The organism is Kitasatospora sp. NPDC048194 (assembly GCF_043202455.1).
Taxonomy (GTDB): domain Bacteria; phylum Actinomycetota; class Actinomycetes; order Streptomycetales; family Streptomycetaceae; genus Kitasatospora.
Map to the genome: position 1 here is coordinate 1 of NZ_JBIDAK010000050.1, position 20450 is coordinate 20450.

Sequence of the window (20450 nt, forward strand, 5' to 3'; positions counted from 1 at the left end):
GCTGTTGAGTTCTCAAGGAACGGACACTTCCTTCAGGCCGCCTTCCAGCGGGCCCTCCGGGCGCTTCGTTCTTTCGTGTTTCCAGCTTATCAGATCTTCTCGGCCATTCTTACCGGCTTCGTTTTCCCTGAATTCCCGCTGGCGGGTTTTCCTGCGAACTTCACTCCGAAGCCTATCAAAGCTTTCGGTGTGCTCAGTTCGCGAAATTTGCTTCATCGGAGGGCGCGCATTTCGTGAAACGCGCTGGCCTCGATTTCGGCGGTGTCGTAGACACTAACGCCCGGGCCCGACCGTTGTCCAGTCAGTCCCAACCGTTCAAACCTACTAGCCCACCCCCACCACGTCAATGGTTTGGCCGGGATGAGAGGAGAGTAGCAGGCCAGAGGCCTGTTGATCACATCCGCTCAGCCCGCGACCGGCTGCAGGTCCGCCCGGTCGGCCGCGTCCACATCGCCGAACTCTCCACCCTCGGCGGCCCTCCGGCCCCACACCAGGGCGTACAGCAGGAAGGCCGCCTCGGCCAGCACCCCGATGGAAATGCGCATCCAGGTGGGCAGCCCGGACGGGGTCACGAACGCTTCGAGGACACCGGAGACCGCCAGCACGGTCGCCAGCCCCATCGACATTCCGATGATCGCCCGCCCCTGTTCCGCCAGGGCCACGGTGCGGGTGCGCGGGCCCGGGTCGATGACCGTCCATCCGAGGCGCAGGCCGAGGCCGCCGGCCACGAACACCGCGGTCAGCTCGAGCAGCCCGTGCGGGATCAGCAGGCCGAGGAAGACGTCGAGCCGGCCGGCGGAGGCCATCAGGCCCACACCGACCCCCAGGTTGACCACATTGGTCCACATCACCAACAGGACCGGAACGCCCAGCGCGATTCCGAACAGCAGGCACTGCACCGCGATCCAGGCGTTGTTCGTCCACACCTGCGCCGCAAAGGAACTGGCCGGCCGGTCCGAGTAGTACGCCTCGTACTGACCTCCGGGGCGGGTCATCTCCCGCAGCTCGGCGGGGGCGATGAGACTGTTGCGGACCTCCGGGTGCGTCGCCATCCACCAGGCGAGCAACGCGGTGGCGACCATCGACACGACCGCCAGCGGTATCCACCAGCGGCGGGCGCGGTACAGCGCCGCCGGGAAGCTCACCGTGTAGTAGCGGGCGACGTCCTGCCATCCGTTGGTCCGGGCACCGGTCACCGCGCTGCGGGCCCGCGAGACCAGGCCGGTCAGCCGGCTGAGCAGGGCCGGGTCCGGCGCGGCGGCCTGGACCTTGGCCAGGTGACCGGTGGCGCGCTGGTAGAGCCCCACCAGCTCGTCCGCCTCCTCGCCGGTGAGCCGGCGCCTGCGGGAGAGGGCGTCCAGCCGGGCCCACTCCCCCTGGTGGGTGGCGACGAAGACGTCCAGGTCCATTCGGCGGCTCCAAGATCGGCGACGGGCAGGTGGCGCGCGTGCGCGGTCGGACGGTGCGTGCGGAGTGCGGCCCAGCATGCCAGGAGCCGCCCGTCCTGCGGCCGCCGGGATCTCACTTCCCGTCCGCCCGCCGGGCGCCGTATGTTTGCGGCTGCGGATCGACGGCGGAGAGCGGGTCGTGGGGGCCGGTCCACTCGACCTCCCACCTCCCCGCATGAGCGTGAACGGACAGGTGTTTTGAGCGACCTGGTGACGGGTGAGGCGGTCGTCCTCGACCTCCAGACGGCGAAGCTTCCGAGCAGGGCCCTGGCAGTCGTGCTCGACCTGCTCGTCGAGTTCGCCGCCCTGTTCCTCGTCGCGGTCGTGCTGAGCGTCGCCCTGATCGACCTCGACAGCGCGGCGGCGGCCGCCGTACTGCTCGGCCTGATGGTGTTCTTCCTGGTCGGGGTACCGGTGATGGTCGAGACCCTCAGCCACGGGCGCTCGCTCGGCAAGGCCGCGCTCGGCCTGCGGGTGGTGCGCACCGACGGCGGGCCGGTCCGGTTCCGGCACTCGCTGGTGCGCGGGCTGGTGGGCTTCGTCGAGCTGATCGCGACCACCGGCGCCGTCGCCGCGATCACCTCGGCGGTGAACTCGGACGGCAAGCGGCTCGGTGACGTCTTCGCCGGGACGGTGGTCGTCCGCGAGCGCACCCCCGGTGCGGGCGGGCCGACCAATCCGCTCCCCCCGGTGCACCCGCAGCTCCTCCACGACATGGGCCGTGAGCTGGTCGCGATGGACCTGTCCGCGGTGCCCGAACAGCTGTGGCTCGCCGTGCGGCAACTTCTCGGCAGGATCGGGCAGTTGGATCCGTCGGTGGCGCTCCGGATGGCCGTCGGACTGGCCGGGGACCTCTCCGCGAGGATCGGCCACCCGGTGCCGCCGGGGCTGCATCCGGCCGCCTACCTCGGCGCCGTCCTCACCGAGCGGCAGCGCCGGGAGTGGACGCGCGCCCAGCAGCAGTGGGCGGCGCAGGCGGCCGCCCGGACGGCCGTCGCGCACCAACCGCCCGCCCAGGCCCCCGTCCCGGCCCCCCACCAGCCGCCCGCCCAGGCCGCTACCCCGGCCCCGCACCACCCGGCCCCCCAGGCTCCGGACGCAGCGCCCGCCGCACCCGCACGCCCGGCGGCTCCGTCCTTCGACAAGCCCGCCCGCGACACCGGCTTCGCCCCGCCCGCCTGAGCCGGGCGCTCCCGCACTCCGGTCCCTACTCCCGGACCGGCCACGCGTTCGGCGGCGACTCCAGCTCCTCCAGCTCGATCCCCTCGGCCGCCAGCACCACGTCCCCCGCGAGGTGCACCACCTGCTGCTCCCCGGTCTCCAGGTCGGCGACCTGGTAGCGCTCGACCACCAGCGGCCCCGAGTCCGTCGGGTGGGTGTCGACCCCCTCCAGCAGCCAGCCCTGGTCGAAGGTGCGCGGCGCCAGCACCGGCTCGGTGAACGCCACCAGCCGCACCCGCGCGCTCGCCCCCTGCTCCAGCCGCAGCAACCGGGCGGTCGCGACCAGGAAGGCGGGCGAGCGCCCGGTGAAGCCGTGCGCCCGGTCATGGCCCTCCGCCGCCGCGGCACCACCCGGGTCCGCCGCGTCGGTGCGGACCCAGGCCACCCCGTCCACCGCACCGCCCCGCACCTGCCAGCCCCCGGCCCGCAGCTCCATCCGCAGCGGCCGGGCCCGCGAGTCCAGCGTGAGGTCGACGCTGCCGATCACCCGGCCGTCCGGCGCGTAGGTCTTGGAGACGTACCGCCACCCGGCCGCCCCGGGCGCACAGCTGAAGCGCTCTTCTCCGAGCAGCACGTGGTCATGGGTGTCGTGGAGCGAGTACCGGCCATTGGGCATGCCCGAAGCCTACGTGCGCGCCCCCGTGCGGCGTTCGGGGCCGGCAGGCCCGCCGCCCCGGAGCGGCTCGGCGGCCTGCCCCTGCTGCCGCCCGCACCACGGCCCCGGGTCAGGACCCGGGCAGCCGGACCTCCGCCGTGCCGTCCGCTGAGCCCCCCTGCCCGCGGACCTGGCCGCAACAGGGCCCGCGACCGGGCCCGCGAACGCGCCGGTGGCCGGCACCCGTCCAGGGGTGCCGGCCACCGGCGTTCAGCGCCCACCGCTCCAGCGGCGGCGGTACCGCATCAGTAGCGGTACTGCTCCGACTTGTACGGGCCCTCGACCGGAACGCCGATGTAGTCGGCCTGGTCCTGGGTCAGCGTGGTCAGCTTCACGCCCAGCGCGTCCAGGTGCAGCCGGGCGACCTTCTCGTCCAGGTGCTTCGGCAGCACGTAGACGCCGATCGGGTACTGCTCGGTCTTCGTGAACAGCTCGATCTGGGCGATCGTCTGGTTGGCGAAGGAGTTGGACATCACGAAGGACGGGTGGCCGGTCGCGTTGCCCAGGTTCAGCAGGCGCCCCTCGGAGAGGACGATGATGGTGCGGCCGTCGGCCTTGCGCCACTCGTGGACCTGCGGCTTGATCTCGGTCTTCACGACACCGGGGAGCTGGGCCAGGCCGGCCATGTCGATCTCGTTGTCGAAGTGGCCGATGTTGCCGACGATGGCCTGGTGCTTCATCCGCTCCATGTGGGAGGCCAGGATGATGTCCTTGTTGCCGGTGGTGGTGATGAAGATGTCGGCCGTCTCGACGACGTCGTCCAGGGTGGTGACCTGGTAGCCGTCCATCGCCGCCTGGAGCGCGCAGATCGGGTCGATCTCGGTGACGATGACGCGGGCGCCCTGGCCGCGCAGCGACTCGGCGCAGCCCTTGCCGACGTCGCCGTAGCCGCAGACGACCGCGACCTTGCCGCCGATCAGGACGTCGGTGGCGCGGTTGATGCCGTCGATCAGCGAGTGGCGGCAGCCGTACTTGTTGTCGAACTTCGACTTGGTGACCGAGTCGTTGACGTTGATCGCCGGGAACAGCAGCTTGCCGTCACGGTGCATCTCGTACAGGCGGTGGACACCGGTGGTGGTCTCCTCGGTCACGCCCTTGATGGTGGAGGCGACCTCGGTCCACTTGTTCGGGGTCTCCTGGAGGGTGCGGTTGAGCAGCTCGAGGATGATCCGGAACTCGTCGTTGTCCGCGGTGGACGGGTCCGGAGCGGCGCCGGCCTTCTCGAACTCGACACCCTTGTGGATCAGCAGGGTGGCGTCGCCGCCGTCGTCCAGGATCATGTTCGGGGTCTGGCCGTCAGGCCAGGTCAGCGCCTGCTCGGTGCACCACCAGTACTCCTCCAGGGTCTCGCCCTTCCAGGCGAAGACCGGCACGCCCTGCGGGTTCTCCGGGGTGCCCTCCGGGCCGACGGCGATGGCGGCGGCCGCGTGGTCCTGGGTCGAGAAGATGTTGCAGGAGCACCAGCGGACCTCGGCGCCGAGCGCCGTCAGGGTCTCGATCAGCACGGCGGTCTGGATGGTCATGTGCAGCGAGCCGGTGATCCGGGCGCCGGCCAGCGGCTGCGACTCGGCGTACTCGGCGCGGATCGCCATCAGGCCGGGCATCTCGTGCTCGGCCAGCTGGATCTCCTTGCGGCCGAACGGCGCCAGGGAAAGGTCGGCGACCTTGAAGTCACCGGTGATGTCGGTCGACATGCGTCTGCTCCTCGCTGATGGGGTGGGGCACGGGCCGAGGTCCGGATGTGTCGCGCGTGGCGGGCCGTACGGGTGCACGGCTACGCCGGGGCCGCCGGCTCCCTGGTGGGCGGACCGGCTCCCTGATGCGCAGCACAAACCGTCGGAGGACCTCTCTCCCTCGACCGGCGCACACCCTTTGGGTGCGGACCGCCGATCGACCGCCATCAGCAGCGACGTTCTGGCTCTGGTGACGAATCTACACCGGCGGCCCCGCCGACCGTCCTGCGATGACCGATTTCTGCCGCGGGAGCCGACCGCCGCTCGACCCGCGCACCAGCCGGGCGGGGGCGGACCGTCAGTGCCCCGAGCCGGGGCCGGGGCCGCCCGGGGTCGCGGCCGGGTCCTCGCCGGCGGCGGCCTTCTCGGCGCTGTAGACGTCCGGCTCCAGGTAGATCGCCCGGGCGATCGGGACGGCGGCGCGGACCCGCTCCTCGGCCGCGTCGATCGCCCGTGCCACCCGGGCGGCGCTGTCCTCCGCGTTGACGGAGATCTTGGCGGCGACCAGCAGTTCCTCCGGGCCGAGGTGCAGGGTGCGCATGTGGATCACCCCGGTGACCGCCTCGCCGTCCACCAGGGCGGCGCGGATCCGCCGCACCGACTCCCTGTCGGCGGACTCGCCGAGCAGCAGCGACTTGGTCTCCAGGGCGAGCACGACGGCGATCACCACCAGCAGGACGCCGATGCACAGGGTGCCGACGCCGTCCCAGACGCCGTTGCCGGTGATCACGGTGAGCGAGACGCCGAACAGCGCGAGCACCAGGCCGATCAGCGCACCGGTGTCCTCCAGCAGCACCACCGGCAGCTCCGGCGCCTTGGCGGTGCGGATGAACTGCACCCAGCCCTGCCCGCCCTTGGCCTTGGCGGACTCGCGCATCGCGGTGAGGAACGACCAGCCCTCCATCGCGATGGCGAAGACCAGCACGCCGACCGCCCAGGCCCAGGACTCCAGTGCCTCCGGGTGGCTGACCTTGTGCCAGCCCTCGTAGATCGCGAACAGGCCGCCGACGCTGAACAGCACGATGGCCACCAGGAAGCCGTAGACGTAGCGCTCGCGGCCGTAGCCGAACGGGTGCTCCTCGTCCGCCGCCCGGCGCGCCCGCTTGCCGCCGACCAGCAGCAGCACCTGGTTGCCGGAGTCGGCCACCGAGTGCACCCCCTCGGCCAGCATCGAGGAGGAGCCGGTGAAGCCGAAGGCGGTGAACTTGGCCGCCGCGATCGCCAGGTTCGCGGACAGCGCCGCGACCAGTGCCTTCGTCCCGCCCTCCGCGCTCATGCGCCCACCTCGCCGCGCCCGGCGGGGGCAGTCGCCCGTACGCACTCGTTGACGGTTCGTTCGTTTCGCTCGCTCACGCGGACAACTTAGCGGGCGCGGGCGGATCGCTGCTCTCAGGACTGCGCGGCGGCGAGCCCGAGGTAGACGGCGGCGAAGTCGGTGAGCGCGACCAGGTCGGCCAGCGCGTGCAGGGGGTCCGCGAGGGTGCTCGCGTACTCGGTCAGCCGGACGTCGTGGGCGGCGGCCAGCCGGTGCGCGCGGCTGACGCCGAAGCCGCGCGGGCGCTCGTCGTCCTCCGGCACCTCGGCCGGGCCTTCCTGCCCCTCCGGGGAGCCGTTGCCGGGCACGTGCCGCAGCAGCAGGACCTGGAGGTGCAGCGGGTCGGGCTCGTCGACCCGGTCGCGGAAGAAGTCGTCCGGGTCCGCGCCGGCGCCCAACTGGCCGGTGAACATGCCGCGGTGGGCGGTGAGCACCTGCGGCAGCGGACCGGCGAGCGCCGGGCGTCCGGCCCGGTCGGCCAGCTGGGCGGCGAACCTCGCGGCGGCCGCCCCGGCGATCGGGCCGTCGGCCCACAGCAGCGGGACCGTCCCGGCCAGCCGGGCGGCCAGCCCCTTCGCCGGATTGGTGTACGCCGCGGCGTCCGGGCGGCAGCGCACGGCGGTGGCGTCCAGCAGGTCGGCGACGGCCGGCAGGGCGTCGTACGGCAGCTGGGTCAGGCCGAGCTTCTGGGCGAGCGCCAGCAGCGGGGTCAGGTGGGACCAGAGCGCGGCCGGGTCCTCGGGCGGAAGGTCCGGCTCCGCGGCCGGCACGGCCGGCAGGTCCTCCTCGGACCGCACCGAGGCCGTGTAGGGCAGCGGCAGCGCGCGGACCTGGAGCGCGGCCTCCGCCAGCGGACTGCCCGTCGGGGCGGTGACGACGACGGCGCAACCGCGCGCGTACGCCTGCTCGGCGAGGCTGATCAGGCCCTGCTCGCCGCCGTCGGCGGAGCTGACCACCAGCAGGTCGAGGGGGCCGGCCCAGCCGGGCAGCTGCCAGCCGAGCCCGGCGGTGAAGGCGGGCCGCGCACCGGAGCGGTCGCCGCGCGGGGCGGCGGCCTCGGTGGGCGGCAGCGGGAGAACCAGGCTGGCGGAGCCGGCCAGCACGGCCAGGATCTCGGCCGCCGTCAGGGCGCTGCCGTGTCCGGCGACCAGGACGGCACGCGGGCGGCCGTCCGGGCGCAGCCGGTCGAGGCCGGCCGCGTCGGCCTGCCGCAGCGCGGTGCGGACCCGGGCGCCGGCGCCGGCCAGGGCCAGCAGGGCGCGGTCGTGGTCGGCGCGCTGGAGGGCGGCCGGGTCGTCGAGCAGGGTGTCGTCCAGCATGCGGCGGGCCTCCGGCTGTCCTGTGGGCGCTGTCCTGTGCGGCGGGCGCGGATGGGGCTTCGCCCCCAGGATCAGGCCGGGCGGCGGGCCTCGTCCACCAGCAGGACCGGAATGCCGTCCCGGACCGGGTACGCGAGGCCGCAGTCCGCGCCGGTGCAGACCAGCTCGGGCTGCTCCTCGGTGCCGCCCTCGACGAGCGCGGCCCGGCACTGCGGGCAGACCAGGATCTCCAGCAGGAAGGATTCGAGCTTCATGGGGGCTCTCCAAGGTTCGGGGGTGGCACGGAGGTGCCCCGGCCGATAGGCAACCCTACCGGCCGGGGCACCGGGGCCCGTGGTCAGGCGCGCCTCGCCGGACGCGCCCCGAGCCGGCGCGGTGCACCTCGACCTGGCGCGGAGCACCTCGACCTGGCGCGGAGCACCTCGACCTGGCGCGGAGCGTTCCGGTCAGCCGCGGACGATGGCGAGCACGCCGTCGCGCAGCTGCGCCATCTTCGCCGGGTCCTTGGCCTCGACGTTGAGGCGCAGCAGCGGCTCGGTGTTGGAGGCGCGCAGGTTGAACCACCAGTCGGGACCGGCCACGGTGAGCCCGTCCAGCTCGTCGACGGTGGTGCCCTCCACGCCGGCGTAGGCGGCGCGGACGGCGGCCGTGCTGGCGGCCTGGTCGGCGACGGTGCTGTTGATCTCGCCGGAGGCGGCGTAGCGGTCGTACTCGGCGGTCAGCGCGGAGAGCGTGCCCTCCTGGCCGCCGAGCGCGGCCAGCACGTGCAGCGCGGCCAGCATGCCGGTGTCGGCGCGCCAGAAGTCCCGGAAGTAGTAGTGCGCGGAGTGCTCGCCGCCGAAGACGGCGTCGGTGACGGCCATCTCCTGCTTGATGAAGGAGTGGCCGACACGGGTGCGCACCGGGGTGGCGCCGAGCTCGCGGACCACCTCGGGGACGGTCCAGGAGGTGATCAGGTTGTGGATGATCGTCGGCTCGGTCTCGCCGGCGGCCTTGGCGCGGGCGATCTCGCGGGCGGCGACCAGCGCGGTGATCGCGGACGGCGAGACCGGCTCGCCGCGCTCGTCCACGACGAAGCAGCGGTCGGCGTCGCCGTCGAAGGCCAGGCCGATGTCGGCGCCGACCTCGCGGACCTTGGCCTGCAGGTCGACCAGGTTCTTCGGGTCGAGCGGGTTGGCCTCGTGGTTGGGGAAGGTGCCGTCCAGCTCGAAGTACATCGGGACGAGCTCGATCGGCAGGCCGTCGAAGACGGTCGGCACGGTGTGGCCGCCCATGCCGTTGCCGGCGTCCACCGCGACCTTGAGCGGGCGGATGGCGGTGAGGTCGACCAGGCCCAGCAGGTGGTCGGCGTAGCCGCGCAGGGTCTCCTGCGTCGAGAGCGCCCCGGGCTCCACGTCCTTGGCCGGGACGGTGACGGTGTCGTCCTCGGCGGTCCAGGACTCGACCAGCTCGCGGATCTCGGCCAGACCGGTGTCCTGGCCGACCGGCGCGGCGCCGGCCCGGCAGAGCTTGATGCCGTTGTACTGGGCCGGGTTGTGGCTGGCGGTGAACATCGCGCCGGGCAGGTCGAGCTTGCCGCTGGCGTAGTAGAGCTGGTCGGTCGAGCAGAGGCCGATCTCGACCACGTCGGCGCCGTAGGCCGCGGCGCCCTCGGCGAAGGCCCGGCTCAGCGACGGCGAGGAGGGCCGCATGTCGTGGCCGACCACGATCGCGGACGCGCCGGTGACCTGCACGAACGCGGCGCCGAAGGCCCGGGACAGGCTCTCGTCCCACTGGTCCGGGACGACACCTCGGACGTCGTACGCCTTCACGAGCTGCTTGAGGTCGCGCACTGCGGCTCCACCCTGGTTCTGTGCTGATCGATACGTCGGGCCACCCGCCCGTCCGTTCGACGGGGCGCGGTGATGTCAGACGGGCAGCGTACCCGGGCCGGGCGAAGGCTCCGTGCGGGGTGAGGGCTGCGGGGGTGCCCGACGGGCCCGGGGCGCGGCCGACGGGCGGCGCGTCCGGCGGGTGCCGCCGGACCGGCCGCGGAGCCGGTCCTAGTTGTCCGGCGAGCGCAGCACCCGGAGGTGGCCGCGGCGGCTGCCCTCGGTGGACTCGCCCTGGGGGGCGCGGCCCTGACGGGGCGTCTGGGGCCGGGCGGCCTCGCGCACGGCGTTGGCGAGCGCCTCCAGGTCGTCGCTGCTGCGGCGCAGCGGCCCGGCTTCGGCGGCGAGCCGGACGACCTCCCAGCCGCGCGGAGCGGTGAGCCGCTCGGCGTGCTCGGCGCACAGGTCGTAGCAGTGCGGCTCGGCGTAGGTGGCGAGCGGGCCGAGCACGGCGGTGGAGTCGGCGTAGACGTACGTCAGCGTTGCGACGGCCGGTCGGCCGCACGCGGTCCGCGAACAACGACGTACAGAGCTCACGAGGGTGGACGGTACCGCACTCCCCGCCGGGGAGCGAAGACCGCCTGTCCGGAGGGGGTGCCGTGTCGCCCGGCGCGCGCTCGTCAGTGCGCCCGTCCCCCGGGCGTTTCCCCACCGGAGTGGTCCACTTCCGACCGTCCAAGGACTACTCTCGGCAGTGATATGGACAGCTCCGCACCGCAGTCACCGACAGGGCCCTCGCGCCGCCCCCGGCACCGCGACCGGCACGGCAGGGGGCTGCGCGGCCCGCTGGCGCCGCCCCAGGTGCCGATCTCGCTCACCCGCTCCGAACTGTTCGACGACTACGTGCGCGAGTCGGTGGAACGGCTGGAGCGGCGTTGGCCGCAGCTGATCGAGGTGGAGTTCGCCGTCCAGGAGGTGCCGCTGCACGGGGCGGAGGGCGCCGACACCGAGGACGGGGTGCCGCTGGGCCGGGTGTCGCCGGGCGAGAAGGGCCGCAAGAGCCAGATCGTGGTGTACCGGCGGCCGGTGGAGATCCGGGCGAAGACCCGGGAGGACCGGGCGGCGCTGGTGCACGAGATCCTGATCGAGCAGGTGGCCGAGCTGCTGGGGCTGTCCCCGGACGCGATCGACCCGCGCTACGACGAGGAGTGACCGGCGGGGGCGGCCACCCGCGAAGGGGTGCCCGCCCCCGCCGTGCGGTCAGCGCAGGACGACGGCCGGGTCCTGGGCGGCCTGGGGGACCTTGACGGTGCTGCGGTCGTCGCGCAGCGCCTGGACGGTGAACATCGGCACGTCCTTGGTGGGGATGGCGAGCATCCGGGCGGCGGCCACCGGGCCGCCGGACTCGGTCTCCACGGTGAGGGCGAAGACGCCGTTCAACCCGGCGGGCTCGGGGGCCGGGACGGCGACCGTGCCGCCGGCCGGGACCTGGACCTCCTTGGTCGTCGGGGTGCCGCCGCCGCTGCCGGCCGAGCCGGTGACCTTGACGGTGGCGGCGTCGCCGGTCGAGGTGAGGAACAGCGTGGAGGCGCCGGCCCGGTTGTCGGCGACGGTGGCGCGGGCGCCGACCGGGGCGCTGCCGGTGAGCCAGGCCGCGTCGCTCTTGCCGTTGCCCCCCGCGCGGTCGACCCGCAGACCGGCGACGACCGGGGTGGGATGCTTGTCGTCGCTGGGCGACAGCCGCAGCCCGGCGACCTCGTCGCGGGTGATCTTGCCGAGGTCGACGGCGGCCACCATGCCCGCCTTGACGTGGATCGACTCGTTGCCGGCCGGGGTGAACCAGCCGTTCTTGCCGGAGAGCTGGATCTTCAGGTCGGCGTCGTCCTCCGGCGGCGCCCAGACCACCAGCCGGGCCGCGGAGGTGTCGGCGGGCAGGCCCGGCAGCACCTGGGTGGCGGCCGGGTCGGCGGAGGCGGGGATCCAGTCGGCGCCCTTGCTGCCGTCGGCGGCGTGCAGCGCGGCACCGACCCGCCCGGAGCGGACCACCACGTGCACCGCGAGGTCGGTGACGGCGCCCTTGCTGATGGTGGACAGCAGCACGGACTGCGAGCTGCCGGGGGCGACGGTGATGCCGTTGGCGGCGTCGTTGTCGATCAGGCCCTTGTCGCCGTACAGCTTGATGTCGACCACGGCGGCCGAGGACTCGGTGTTGACCAGGCTGAGGTAGTCGACCCGGTCGCCGGCGGTGCTGGCCCCGGCGAACCAGAAGCCGGTGCCCGCCGGGGTGCAGGTCAGGCCGGACAGGCCCAGGCCGCGCTGCTCGGTGACCACGGTGGTCTGGGTGACGGTGAAGCCGGGGGCGAGTGCGCCGGTGGCGACGGCCGCGGTGCCGGGCGCGGCGTCGCCGTTGGTGGCCGGGCCGGTGGCGGGGGTGCCGGGCTTGGTGACGGTCAGTTTGGCGTCGGCGGGCGCGGCGTTCTTGTCCGGGGCGGGGCTCGCGGGGGCGGTCGCGGCCGGTGCGGCCGAGGGCGCGGCGGTCGGCGGGGTGGCGGGCGCGGCCTGGTCGGCGAGCCAGCCGGCGCCGCCGGAGGCCGGGCCGGTGCCGAGCGGGGTGTAGGCGGTGAGCGTGGTCGAGCCGGTCAGGCCCTGCAACGGCTGCGGGCAGACGGCCGCGCTCCGCTCGACCTGCGCGGTGGCCGGGGTGGCGCCGCCCGCCGCGGCCGGTGCGGCGGGTCGGCGGACCTGGGCGATGCCGAACACCGCCGCGAGCACCACGGCGGCGGCCAGCAGGGACTGGCCGGTCCTCGTCCCCGCGGACCGGCCGGGGGCGCCGCCCTCGGCGCCGGCGGGCCGGGGGGCCTGCGCCGGCGGGAGGTCCCCGGCGGGCTCGAAGGCCTCCTCGGCGCGGGCGCCGGGCTTCTTCCTGAATGCGGGCTTCTTCATCGCGGGTCAGCTCCCCGATCCGTGCTGGTGCGGGTACCGGCCGGTGCCGTCCGGGTCGTTCGGGTCGTAGTAGGGCTCGCCCTGCTGCTGGCCCGGCAGCCAGGGCTGGTGCTGCTCGGGCTGCTGGTGGTGCTCGGGCTGCTGGTACGGGCCGTAGCCGTACTGGCCCTGCTGCTGGTACGGGTCGTAGCCGGACTGCGGGTAGGCCTGCTGCGAGCCGTCGTACCCGTGGGCGTCGTACCCCTGGCCGCCGTACGGCGCGGTCGCCGGCTGCTGGGCCGGGTACTGGTCGTAGCTGTACGGGTCGGCGTGCTGGTACGTCTGGTAGGGGTCGGTGTACGGCTCGGCCTCCTGGACGGCGGCGGCCGCCTCGACCGCCCCGCTCACCGGTTCACCGGCCGGCTGGGCCGGGGTGGCCCCCGGCCGGCCCTCGTACACCCCGGGCTCCTCGGCGCCGGGCTCGGCGCCCTCCCCGCGTTCGGCCATCCGGCGGGCCCGGCGGCTGCCGGGGACGGGGGGCTGCGCCTGGGCGGCGGCCAGCGCGGCGGCGGCCACCACCTCCTCGGGCAGGTCGTCGTCCTTGTTGCTGCGGCGGCCCGGCAGGGCCAGCACCAGGACGGTGAGGCCGAGCAGCACCTGGACCCAGATCCAGCCGGTGTGGGCGAGGCTGCCCTCCCGGGTGACGGACAGCTTGCCGCCGGAGGCGGGGAGCTTGAAGCCCTGGGCCCAGCCGTCCACGGTGGTCGGCTCCAGGGCGGTGCCGTCCAGGGTGGCCTTCCACTCGGGCGCGGCGGACTCGGCCAGGCGCAGCACCCGGCCGTCCGGGCCGGCCGGCAGGGTGGTGGCGAGGTCGCGGACCCCGGCCGGGACGACCACCGGGGTGGCGCCGGGGGAGGTGATCACCGCGCGGACCGCGGGGACGCCGGCGACCTGCCAGAGCGCGGCGTCGCCGTCCTGGTTGGCCTTGACCAGGCCCGGGGTGGTGTCCAGGACGTCCTTGAAGGCGTCGATCGCCTGGCGCTCGACGAGGACGTACGCGATGCCGTAGCCGGCCAGGGCGTTCGCCTGGTCGGCGCCGGAGCCGGCCAGCAGGCTGCCGACCATCCGGTTCAGGCCGTCCTGGGTGCCGGTGGCCGGGTCCACGGTGGACTCGGCCTGGCCGAGCGTCAGACCGGCGCCGCGCACCACGGTGTAGCGGACGGCGCCCTTCTCCCCGGTGACGACGAGGGTGCGGGACCGGTCGGTGGTGCCGGCCTCCTCGGCGATGAAGGCGGGCACCTGGGCGGCGCCGCCGCGGTGCAGCGGGCCGCCGGCGCCGGTCAGCGCCCACCACAGGCCGGTGCCCAGCGGGGCGAGCACGGCGGCGGCCACCACCAGGGCGGCGACGGGCTGGCGCCAGCCGAAGGCGATCCCGGCGACGCGGGCGTTGGCGCCGTCGGCGCCGATCGCGGCGGCGGCGAGCAGGGCGATGCCCGCGATCAGGCTGGCCGGGCCGGCCCAGGCGGGCACGGCCGGGCCGCCGGAGGCCGGGGTGACGGAGGTGCCGGCCACCACGACCGCGAAGACCAGGCCGGCGCCGGCCGCGCCCCAGGCCGCGAGCACCGCGCGGCGGCGGTCGGCGCGCAGCAGGGCGGCGAGCGCCGCGAGCACCACGCCGGCGGAGAGCCAGACCGGCGGCACTCCGGCGCCGCCGGGGTTGACCAGCAGCAGGCCGGCCGCGCTCGCGCCGGCGCCGTGCAGGCCGGGCAGGCCGGCCTCCAGCAGCAGCCACTGGGGGTGCGACAGCACCTTCAGGGACCACGGGGCGAGCACCGCCACCGGCACCGCGAGGATCACCAGCACGCGCAGGCCGAGCAGCCGCAGCGCCGTACCGCCGGAGCCGAAGGCGCCGCCGCGCAGCACCGCGACGACCAGCGTGGCCAGGCACAGCGGCAGGGCGAGGGCCCAGGTCAGCGGGACGAAGGCGGTGGTCAGGGTGAGCAGCAGGACGGCCATCCAGACCGGCCGCCAGCCGGGGCGGGCGCCCTTGGCCGCGCTCTCCTCGCGGATGCCGAGGCCGGCCGCGATGGCGGCGGCGCGGGCCAGCGGGGGCAGCAGCACGGCGAGGACGGCGGTGCCGATCCGGCCCTGGGCGAGCGCACCGGTCGCGGCGGGCAGCAGGGCGTAGGTGGCGCTGGCCCAGGCGCGCACCAGCTTGGAGTCCAGCAGCGGCCGGGACACCAGGTAGGCGCTGACCGCGGCGAGCGGCACGGTGAGCACGACCAGCAGGGTGAGCGCGAGGTCGGCGTGGCCGAACAGGAGCCAGGAGAACACCGCGAGCGCGCCGAGGTACGGCGGTGCGGCGGCGGTGGAGCCGGTGCCGATCGGGTGCCAGGCGTCGGCGTACATGGACCACAGGCCGCCGGCGCCGTCGGAGGCGGGCAGCAGGGCGCCGCCGAGCAGGTCGCCGCCGCCGAGCAGGCTGCGGCAGGCGACCAGGGCGAACACCAGCAGGGCCGCGAACAGCACCGGTGCGGGGCGCCGGGCCAGCTTCTTGAGCAGCGCGAACTGCTCGACGACCAGGTCCTCGGCGTCCTCGTCCCCGCCGGCCTCGACCGTGCCGTGCCGGCCGCCGGAGTCGTCGCCGCCCCCTATCCCGAGCGAGCCGATGACGCCTTCGACGGCCAGCCGGGTGGTGGCGCCGGGGGCCGGGAAGAGCGTGCGGTCGTCCAGGGCGTCCGCGGCCCTGGTCCGGGCGCGGCGTTTGCGCGCGGCCAACAGCCTCGGGAACCGGACCAGTTCGTGGCCGAGGCCGGCCAGTTCGTCGAACGCCTGGCGCGGGTCCTTGCCGAGCAGGTTGGTGACGGCGCGCACCAGGGTGCCGAGCACCAGGCGCAGCAGCACGTACGGGAAGAGCGCGCCCTTGCAGTTGGCGAGCAGGGTGTAGACGGAGCCGGCCTTGTCCACCCGGTGGGGGTGGGAGGGGCCGCAGTCGATGGCGCGGCGCTCGCGGCTGGCCGCCTCGGCGTGCCGCAGCACGGCGTCGGGGGCGACCACCACGCGGTGGCCGGCGGCGTTGACCCGCCAGCAGAAGTCGGTGTCGTCCCGCATCAGCGGGAGGGCCTTGTCGAAGCCGCCGAGCTCCTCGAAGACGTCCCGGCGCACCAGCATGCCCGCGCTGGAGACGGCGAGCACGGGGCGGACCTGGTCGTGCTGGCCCTGGTCCTGCTCGCGGCGGTCCAGGCCGGTCCAGCGGCGGCCGGAGTGGGCGATGGTGACGCCGACCTCGAGCAGCTGGCGGCGGTCGTACCAGCTGCGCAGCTTGGGGCCGACGACGCCGGCGCTCGGGGTGGAGTCGGCGACCTGGAGGAGGCGGCGCAGGGCGTCGGTCTGCGGTTCGCAGTCGTCGTGCAGCAGCCAGAGCCACTCGACCGGCTCGGTCTCGCGCGGGCCGCCGCGGCCGAGGTCGTCCTCCTGGGCGAGCGGGTCGCCGAAGTCGTCCCAGCCGCCGGTGACCGGGTCGTAGCCGGACGGGTCGAGCCGGTACGGGAGGTCCTCCGGGCGCAGCGGCGGGCTGTTGAACACGGCCTCGGCGACGGCGGTGCCGAAGCCGGCGCGGCGGCCGAGCACCAGGGGGCCGCTCTCGGGCAGCCAGTCGGCCAGGGTGTCGGCGAGCAGTTGCGGGGAGTTGTCGGTGGATCCGGTGTCGACCGCGAGGATCCGCTGGACCTGGCGGTCCTGGCCGAGCAGGCCGGCCAGGGCCTGCGGCAGCCAGCGGGCGCCGTCGTGCGAGACGATCACCGCGGTGACCAGGTGGCGCGGGTAGGCGGGCGGCCTGGAAGCGGTGAAGCCGCTCTGGTGGCTGTAGACGGTCATCGAGTGCGCGGGCCCCAGTTCTCGGTGGACACAGCCGGTGAACGGCAACCGGATGGCGCACCACACTAACGGCTCCGGATGGCCGCCTCGTGCGCGGTGCCGGTGCGGAGGCCGTGAAGAAGCGGGCGGGGGGCGCCGGGGACTCGCCCGGGAGCACGAAAGCGCCCCGCCACCGGGGCGAGGCGCTCGTACAGCTGTGTGGAGGTCCGTTCCGCCGGACCTGTCGGAGGGTCAGCGGGGCTCAGGGGCCGCCCCGGTCAGACCGCGCTCTTCTTGAGCCGACGGCGCTCCCGCTCGGAGAGGCCGCCCCAGATGCCGAAGCGCTCGTCATTGGCGAGGGCGTACTCCAGGCACTCGGAGCGGACCTCGCAGGCGAGGCAGACCTTCTTGGCCTCGCGGGTCGAGCCGCCCTTCTCGGGGAAGAAGGACTCCGGGTCAGTCTGGGCGCACAACGCGCGCTCCTGCCAACCGAGTTCCTCCTCGTCCTCCGCGATGCCGTCCCCGATCAACAGCTCAAAGAGCTCGCTCATGTGGCGCGCCTCCTCTGCCCCTACTTGGCGTCCCCGTGGTTGCCGTTGCCTCGTGCGGCCGACGACACGAGTGAAATTACAGTTGCGTCACTCTGGCCCAGTCAAGCCGAGCTCTGGTATTGAGGCCGGGATTCACTCCCTGGCACCAAGCGGTTACGAATAGTGTACATATCCGGACACATCGGACTTTCAGCTCGAAAGCTCCGGATGGCATCGAACCGTCGGCAACCATGCGCGGAATGACGCCAGGTCACCGTCACAGGCCGGTCATCGGCCTCCCTTCCCGGCGATCTTCCCATCGAAACATAGAGAGTGATGAACCAGCCCATCAGGGAAAGATCCGGACCTAATCCACCCGAATGCCGCACCGTCCGGTTTGACACCGGCCCCGCGGATGCGGTGTCCTTGCCCCTATGTCAGAGTTCGCCAGCCCCCGGAGCGGTTCCACGCTCCGCCGTGCCGTGAACTCCTGTTGTCGCCTCTGTTCCTGCTGTATCTAGGCGCCCGCGTCCCACCGCGCGCCGCCCCAGGAAGCACAGAGGCCGCCCGCGATTCCCGCCCCAGGACATCCCGGATCCGGCTGATCCCGCCGAACCAGCCGACTCATCCGAGGACGACTCCCGTGCGCAAGATCCGCATCCGCAAGCGGAACCGCGACCGCAACAAGCTCGCCCGCCTGGGCCTCGCCCCCACCCGCGCGCCCCGCTGGGCGGACGGGCTCAGCGACGTCTCCATCGCCGGTGACCCGCTCGCCTTCCCGCACCTCGCCCGCACCGACCTGCCCGCCCACCCGACCACCGTCGCCGAGTACGCCCGGCTGGTGCGCGAGATCGCCGCCGACCGCACCCGCTGGGAGCCGCTGGTCCGCTACGACGCGCTCACCCGCTGGTACGCCCGGCTGGAGACCGGCCCCGGCTACGAGGTCTGGCTGCTCAGCTGGCTGCCCGGTCAGAGCAGCGGCTTCCACGACCACGGCGAGTCCTCCGGCGTGCTCACCGTCGTGCGGGGCGAACTGATCGAGCGCTCCCTCACCCTCCCCCAGCCTACGGCCGGGGAGACCCCCAGCGGCGCCGTCGCCCGCACCCTGCGCCCCGGCGGGCAGCGCGTCTTCTCCCCCGGGTACCTGCACGAGGTGGTCAACGGCGCGCTCGAACCCGCCGTCTCCATCCACCTCTACGCCCCCGGGCTGACCGCGATGAACCAGTACGGCGCCGCGACCGCCGTCCCCGAGCAGCACGCCGAACCGCACCCCGCGCCGCACGCCGGACAGGACCGGCGGGCCCGGGCCGAACGGCAGTGAGCGCGGACTGACGAGGAGTCCGACCGTGGCAGGATGAGCGCATGCGCATCGTGGCACTGGCAGGCGGGATCGGCGGGGCGCGCTTCCTGCGCGGGCTCCTCGCGGCGGTCGGACCGCAGGACGAGATCACCGTCATCGGCAACACCGGCGACGACATCCACCTCTACGGCCTCAAGGTCTGCCCCGACCTCGACACCGTGATGTACACCCTCGGCGGCGGCATCAACGAGGAGCAGGGCTGGGGACGCGCCGACGAGACCTGGTCGATCAAGGCCGAGATGAAGGAGTACGGCGTCGGCCCCGAGTGGTTCGGGCTCGGCGACCGCGACTTCGCCACCCACCTCGTCCGCAGCCAGATGCTCACCGCCGGGTACAGCCTCAGCCAGGTCACCGAGGCGCTGTGCGTGCGCTGGCAGCCCGGCGTGCGGCTGCTGCCGATGAGCGACGACCGGGTCGAGACCCACGTGCGGATCACCGACGAGCAGGGCACCCGGGCCGTCCACTTCCAGGAGTACTGGGTCAAGCTGCACGCCGCCGTCGACGCCGAGGCGATCGTCCCGGTCGGCGCCGACACGGCCGAGCCGGCACCCGGCGTGCTGGAGGCCATCGCCGCGGCCGACGTCATCCTCTTCCCGCCGTCCAACCCGGTCGTCTCGATCGGCACCATCCTGGCCGTCCCCGGCATCCGGGAGGCCGTCGCCGCCGCCCCCGCCCCGGTGGTCGGGCTCTCCCCGATCATCGGCGGGGCACCGGTGCGGGGCATGGCCGACAAGGTGCTCGCCGCCGTCGGCGTCGAGGCCACCGCGGAGGCGGTCGCGCTGCACTACGGCGCCGCACTGCTGGACGGCTGGCTGGTCGACACCGCCGACGGGGACGCCGTGGCCGGCGTCGAGGCCGCCGGGATCGCCTGCCGGGCCGTCCCGCTGCTGATGACGGACGTCGACGCCACCGCCGAGATGGCTCGGGCGGCACTCGCCCTCGCCGAGCAGGTCCGCGCGTGATCGCCTCGCTGGAGGTCCTGGCCGTCGAGGGCATCCCGGAGATCGACCCCGGGGCGGACCTCGCCGAGCTGATCGCCAAGGCCGGGACCTACCAGGACGGCGACATCCTGCTGGTCACCTCGAAGATCGTCAGCAAGGCCGAGGGCAGGCTGCTGCACGCCGCCGACCGCGAGGCCGCGATCGACGCCGAGACCGTGCGGGTCGTCGCCCGGCGCGGACCGGCCCGGATCGTGGAGAACCGCAACGGCTTCGTGATGGCCGCCGCCGGAGTCGACGCCTCCAACACCGCCCCCGGCACCGTGCTGCTGCTCCCGGAGGACCCGGACGCCTCGGCGCGCGCGCTGCGGGCCGGGCTCCAGCGGCTCACCGGCCGCCGGCTCGCCGTCGTCGTCACCGACACCTTCGGCCGGCCCTGGCGCACCGGGCTCACCGACGTGGCGATCGGCGCCGCCGGGCTGTCCGTCCTGGAGGACCACCGGGGACGCACCGACAGCCACGGCAACGAACTGGTGCTCACCGTCACCGCCACCGCCGACGAACTCGCCGCCGCCGCCGACCTGGTGAAGGGCAAGGCCACCGGCGTCCCGGTCGCGGTCGTGCGCGGACTCGGGCACCTCGTCACCGACGAGGACGGCGCCGGCACCCGGCCGCTGGTGCGGCCCGCCGTGGACGACATGTTCCGGCTCGGCACCTCCGAGGCGCTGCGCCAGGCCGTCACCCTGCGGCGCACCGTCCGCTCCTTCACCGACGCCCCGGTCGACCCGGCCGCCGTGCGCCGCGCCGTCGCCGCCGCGGTCACCGCACCCGCCCCGCACCACACCACCCCGTGGCGGTTCGTCCTGCTGGAGTCCGCGGAGAGCCGCACCCGGCTGCTCGACGCGATGCTCGCCGCCTGGCAGCGCGACCTGCGCGAACTCGACGGCTGGGACGACGCCAGGATCGCCCGCCGCACCGCCCGCGGCGACGTCCTGCGCAACGCGCCGTACCTGGTGGTCCCCTGCCTGGTGACGGACGGCGCCCACCGCTACCCCGACCCGCGCCGGGCCGCGGCCGAGCGGGAGATGTTCACCGTCGCCGCCGGTGCGGCCGTGCAGAACCTGCTGGTCGCGCTGACCGGAGAGGGCTACGGCTCCGCCTGGGTGTCGTCCACCATGTTCTGCCGCGACACCGTCCGGGCGGCACTGGACCTCCCGGCCGACTGGGACCCGATGGGCGCCGTCGCCGTCGGCCGCCCGGCCGAGCCGCCCCGCGAACGGCCGGAGCGCAGCGCGGAGGCGTTCGTCGAGGTGCGGTAGCCGCCACCGCTGACGCCCTCGGCT

17 protein-coding genes are annotated in these 20450 nt (G+C 74.3%); 6 read left to right on the forward strand and 11 right to left on the reverse strand.

Annotation, left to right across the window (positions count from 1 at the left end; genetic code table 11):
• A partial coding sequence (locus ACGF07_RS33975; RefSeq protein WP_392905253.1) for a hypothetical protein occupies positions 1-237 on the forward strand: 237 nt, incomplete at its 5' end.
• 167 nt (positions 238-404) lie between these two features.
• Here ACGF07_RS33975 and ACGF07_RS33980 read toward each other — a convergent pair.
• Positions 405-1409 (reverse strand): stage II sporulation protein M, encoded by a 1005-nt coding sequence (locus ACGF07_RS33980; protein ID WP_392905256.1) that lies wholly within the window; start codon positions 1407-1409, stop codon positions 405-407.
• Positions 1410-1646: 237 nt separating this feature from the next.
• Here ACGF07_RS33980 and ACGF07_RS33985 point away from each other — a divergent pair, with 237 nt between their 5' ends.
• Complete coding sequence (locus ACGF07_RS33985; protein ID WP_392905259.1) at positions 1647-2630, forward strand: RDD family protein; 984 nt, start codon at positions 1647-1649, stop codon at positions 2628-2630.
• Positions 2631-2655: 25 nt separating this feature from the next.
• On the opposite strand, the gene ACGF07_RS33990 is transcribed toward ACGF07_RS33985, so the two are convergent.
• The 7 genes from ACGF07_RS33990 to ACGF07_RS34020 form a co-directional block, all read right to left on the reverse strand.
• Complete coding sequence (locus ACGF07_RS33990; protein WP_350747450.1) at positions 2656-3285, reverse strand: hypothetical protein; 630 nt, start codon at positions 3283-3285, stop codon at positions 2656-2658.
• A gap of 284 nt (positions 3286-3569) precedes the next feature.
• On the reverse strand, positions 3570-5018 hold the full coding sequence (gene ahcY, locus ACGF07_RS33995; RefSeq protein ID WP_350747453.1) for an adenosylhomocysteinase: 1449 nt from the start codon (positions 5016-5018) through the stop codon (positions 3570-3572).
• Positions 5019-5355: 337 nt separating this feature from the next.
• Complete coding sequence (locus ACGF07_RS34000) at positions 5356-6333, reverse strand: cation diffusion facilitator family transporter (protein WP_392905261.1); 978 nt, start codon at positions 6331-6333, stop codon at positions 5356-5358.
• A 113-nt stretch (positions 6334-6446) separates the two neighbouring features.
• On the reverse strand, positions 6447-7691 hold the full coding sequence (locus ACGF07_RS34005) for an SIS domain-containing protein (RefSeq protein WP_350747459.1): 1245 nt from the start codon (positions 7689-7691) through the stop codon (positions 6447-6449).
• A 71-nt stretch (positions 7692-7762) separates the two neighbouring features.
• A complete protein-coding gene (locus ACGF07_RS34010) occupies positions 7763-7945 on the reverse strand; it encodes a Trm112 family protein (protein ID WP_030061300.1) in 183 nt (60 codons plus the stop codon).
• Between the two features lie 192 nt (positions 7946-8137).
• Entirely contained in the window at positions 8138-9523 is a 1386-nt protein-coding gene (locus ACGF07_RS34015) for a phosphomannomutase/phosphoglucomutase (protein WP_392905263.1), read from the reverse strand.
• 210 nt (positions 9524-9733) lie between these two features.
• A complete protein-coding gene (locus ACGF07_RS34020; protein ID WP_392905304.1) occupies positions 9734-10186 on the reverse strand; it encodes a DUF3499 domain-containing protein in 453 nt (150 codons plus the stop codon).
• A gap of 75 nt (positions 10187-10261) precedes the next feature.
• Here ACGF07_RS34020 and ACGF07_RS34025 point away from each other — a divergent pair, with 75 nt between their 5' ends.
• A complete protein-coding gene (locus tag ACGF07_RS34025) occupies positions 10262-10714 on the forward strand; it encodes a metallopeptidase family protein (protein WP_350747468.1) in 453 nt (150 codons plus the stop codon).
• Positions 10715-10762: 48 nt separating this feature from the next.
• Here ACGF07_RS34025 and ACGF07_RS34030 read toward each other — a convergent pair whose 3' ends face one another.
• The 3 genes from ACGF07_RS34030 to ACGF07_RS34040 all read right to left on the reverse strand — a co-directional run bounded on the left by ACGF07_RS34030 (position 10763) and on the right by ACGF07_RS34040 (position 16830).
• Positions 10763-12445 (reverse strand): DUF5719 family protein, encoded by a 1683-nt coding sequence (locus ACGF07_RS34030; protein WP_392905266.1) that lies wholly within the window; start codon positions 12443-12445, stop codon positions 10763-10765.
• 6 nt (positions 12446-12451) lie between these two features.
• Positions 12452-16300 carry a glycosyltransferase family 2 protein gene (locus tag ACGF07_RS34035; RefSeq protein ID WP_392905268.1) on the reverse strand — a complete coding sequence of 1283 codons (3849 nt, stop codon included), beginning with the start codon at positions 16298-16300 and terminating at the stop codon, positions 12452-12454.
• Positions 16301-16557: 257 nt separating this feature from the next.
• Positions 16558-16830, reverse strand: a complete 273-nt coding sequence (locus ACGF07_RS34040) for a WhiB family transcriptional regulator (protein ID WP_030062195.1) — start codon at positions 16828-16830, stop codon at positions 16558-16560.
• Between the two features lie 676 nt (positions 16831-17506).
• Between ACGF07_RS34040 and ACGF07_RS34045 the strand changes: the two genes are divergently transcribed.
• From ACGF07_RS34045 to ACGF07_RS34055, 3 genes are read left to right on the forward strand one after another with little or no spacing between them, the layout of a single operon-like run.
• On the forward strand, positions 17507-18130 hold the full coding sequence (locus ACGF07_RS34045; protein WP_392905306.1) for a cysteine dioxygenase: 624 nt from the start codon (positions 17507-17509) through the stop codon (positions 18128-18130).
• Between the two features lie 41 nt (positions 18131-18171).
• On the forward strand, positions 18172-19131 hold the full coding sequence (gene cofD / locus ACGF07_RS34050) for a 2-phospho-L-lactate transferase (protein ID WP_392905270.1): 960 nt from the start codon (positions 18172-18174) through the stop codon (positions 19129-19131).
• Positions 19128-20426, forward strand: a complete 1299-nt coding sequence (locus tag ACGF07_RS34055; protein ID WP_392905272.1) for a coenzyme F420-0:L-glutamate ligase — start codon at positions 19128-19130, stop codon at positions 20424-20426. Before cofD ends, ACGF07_RS34055 begins: the two co-directional genes overlap by 4 nt.
• Positions 20427-20450: the final 24 nt, after the last annotated feature.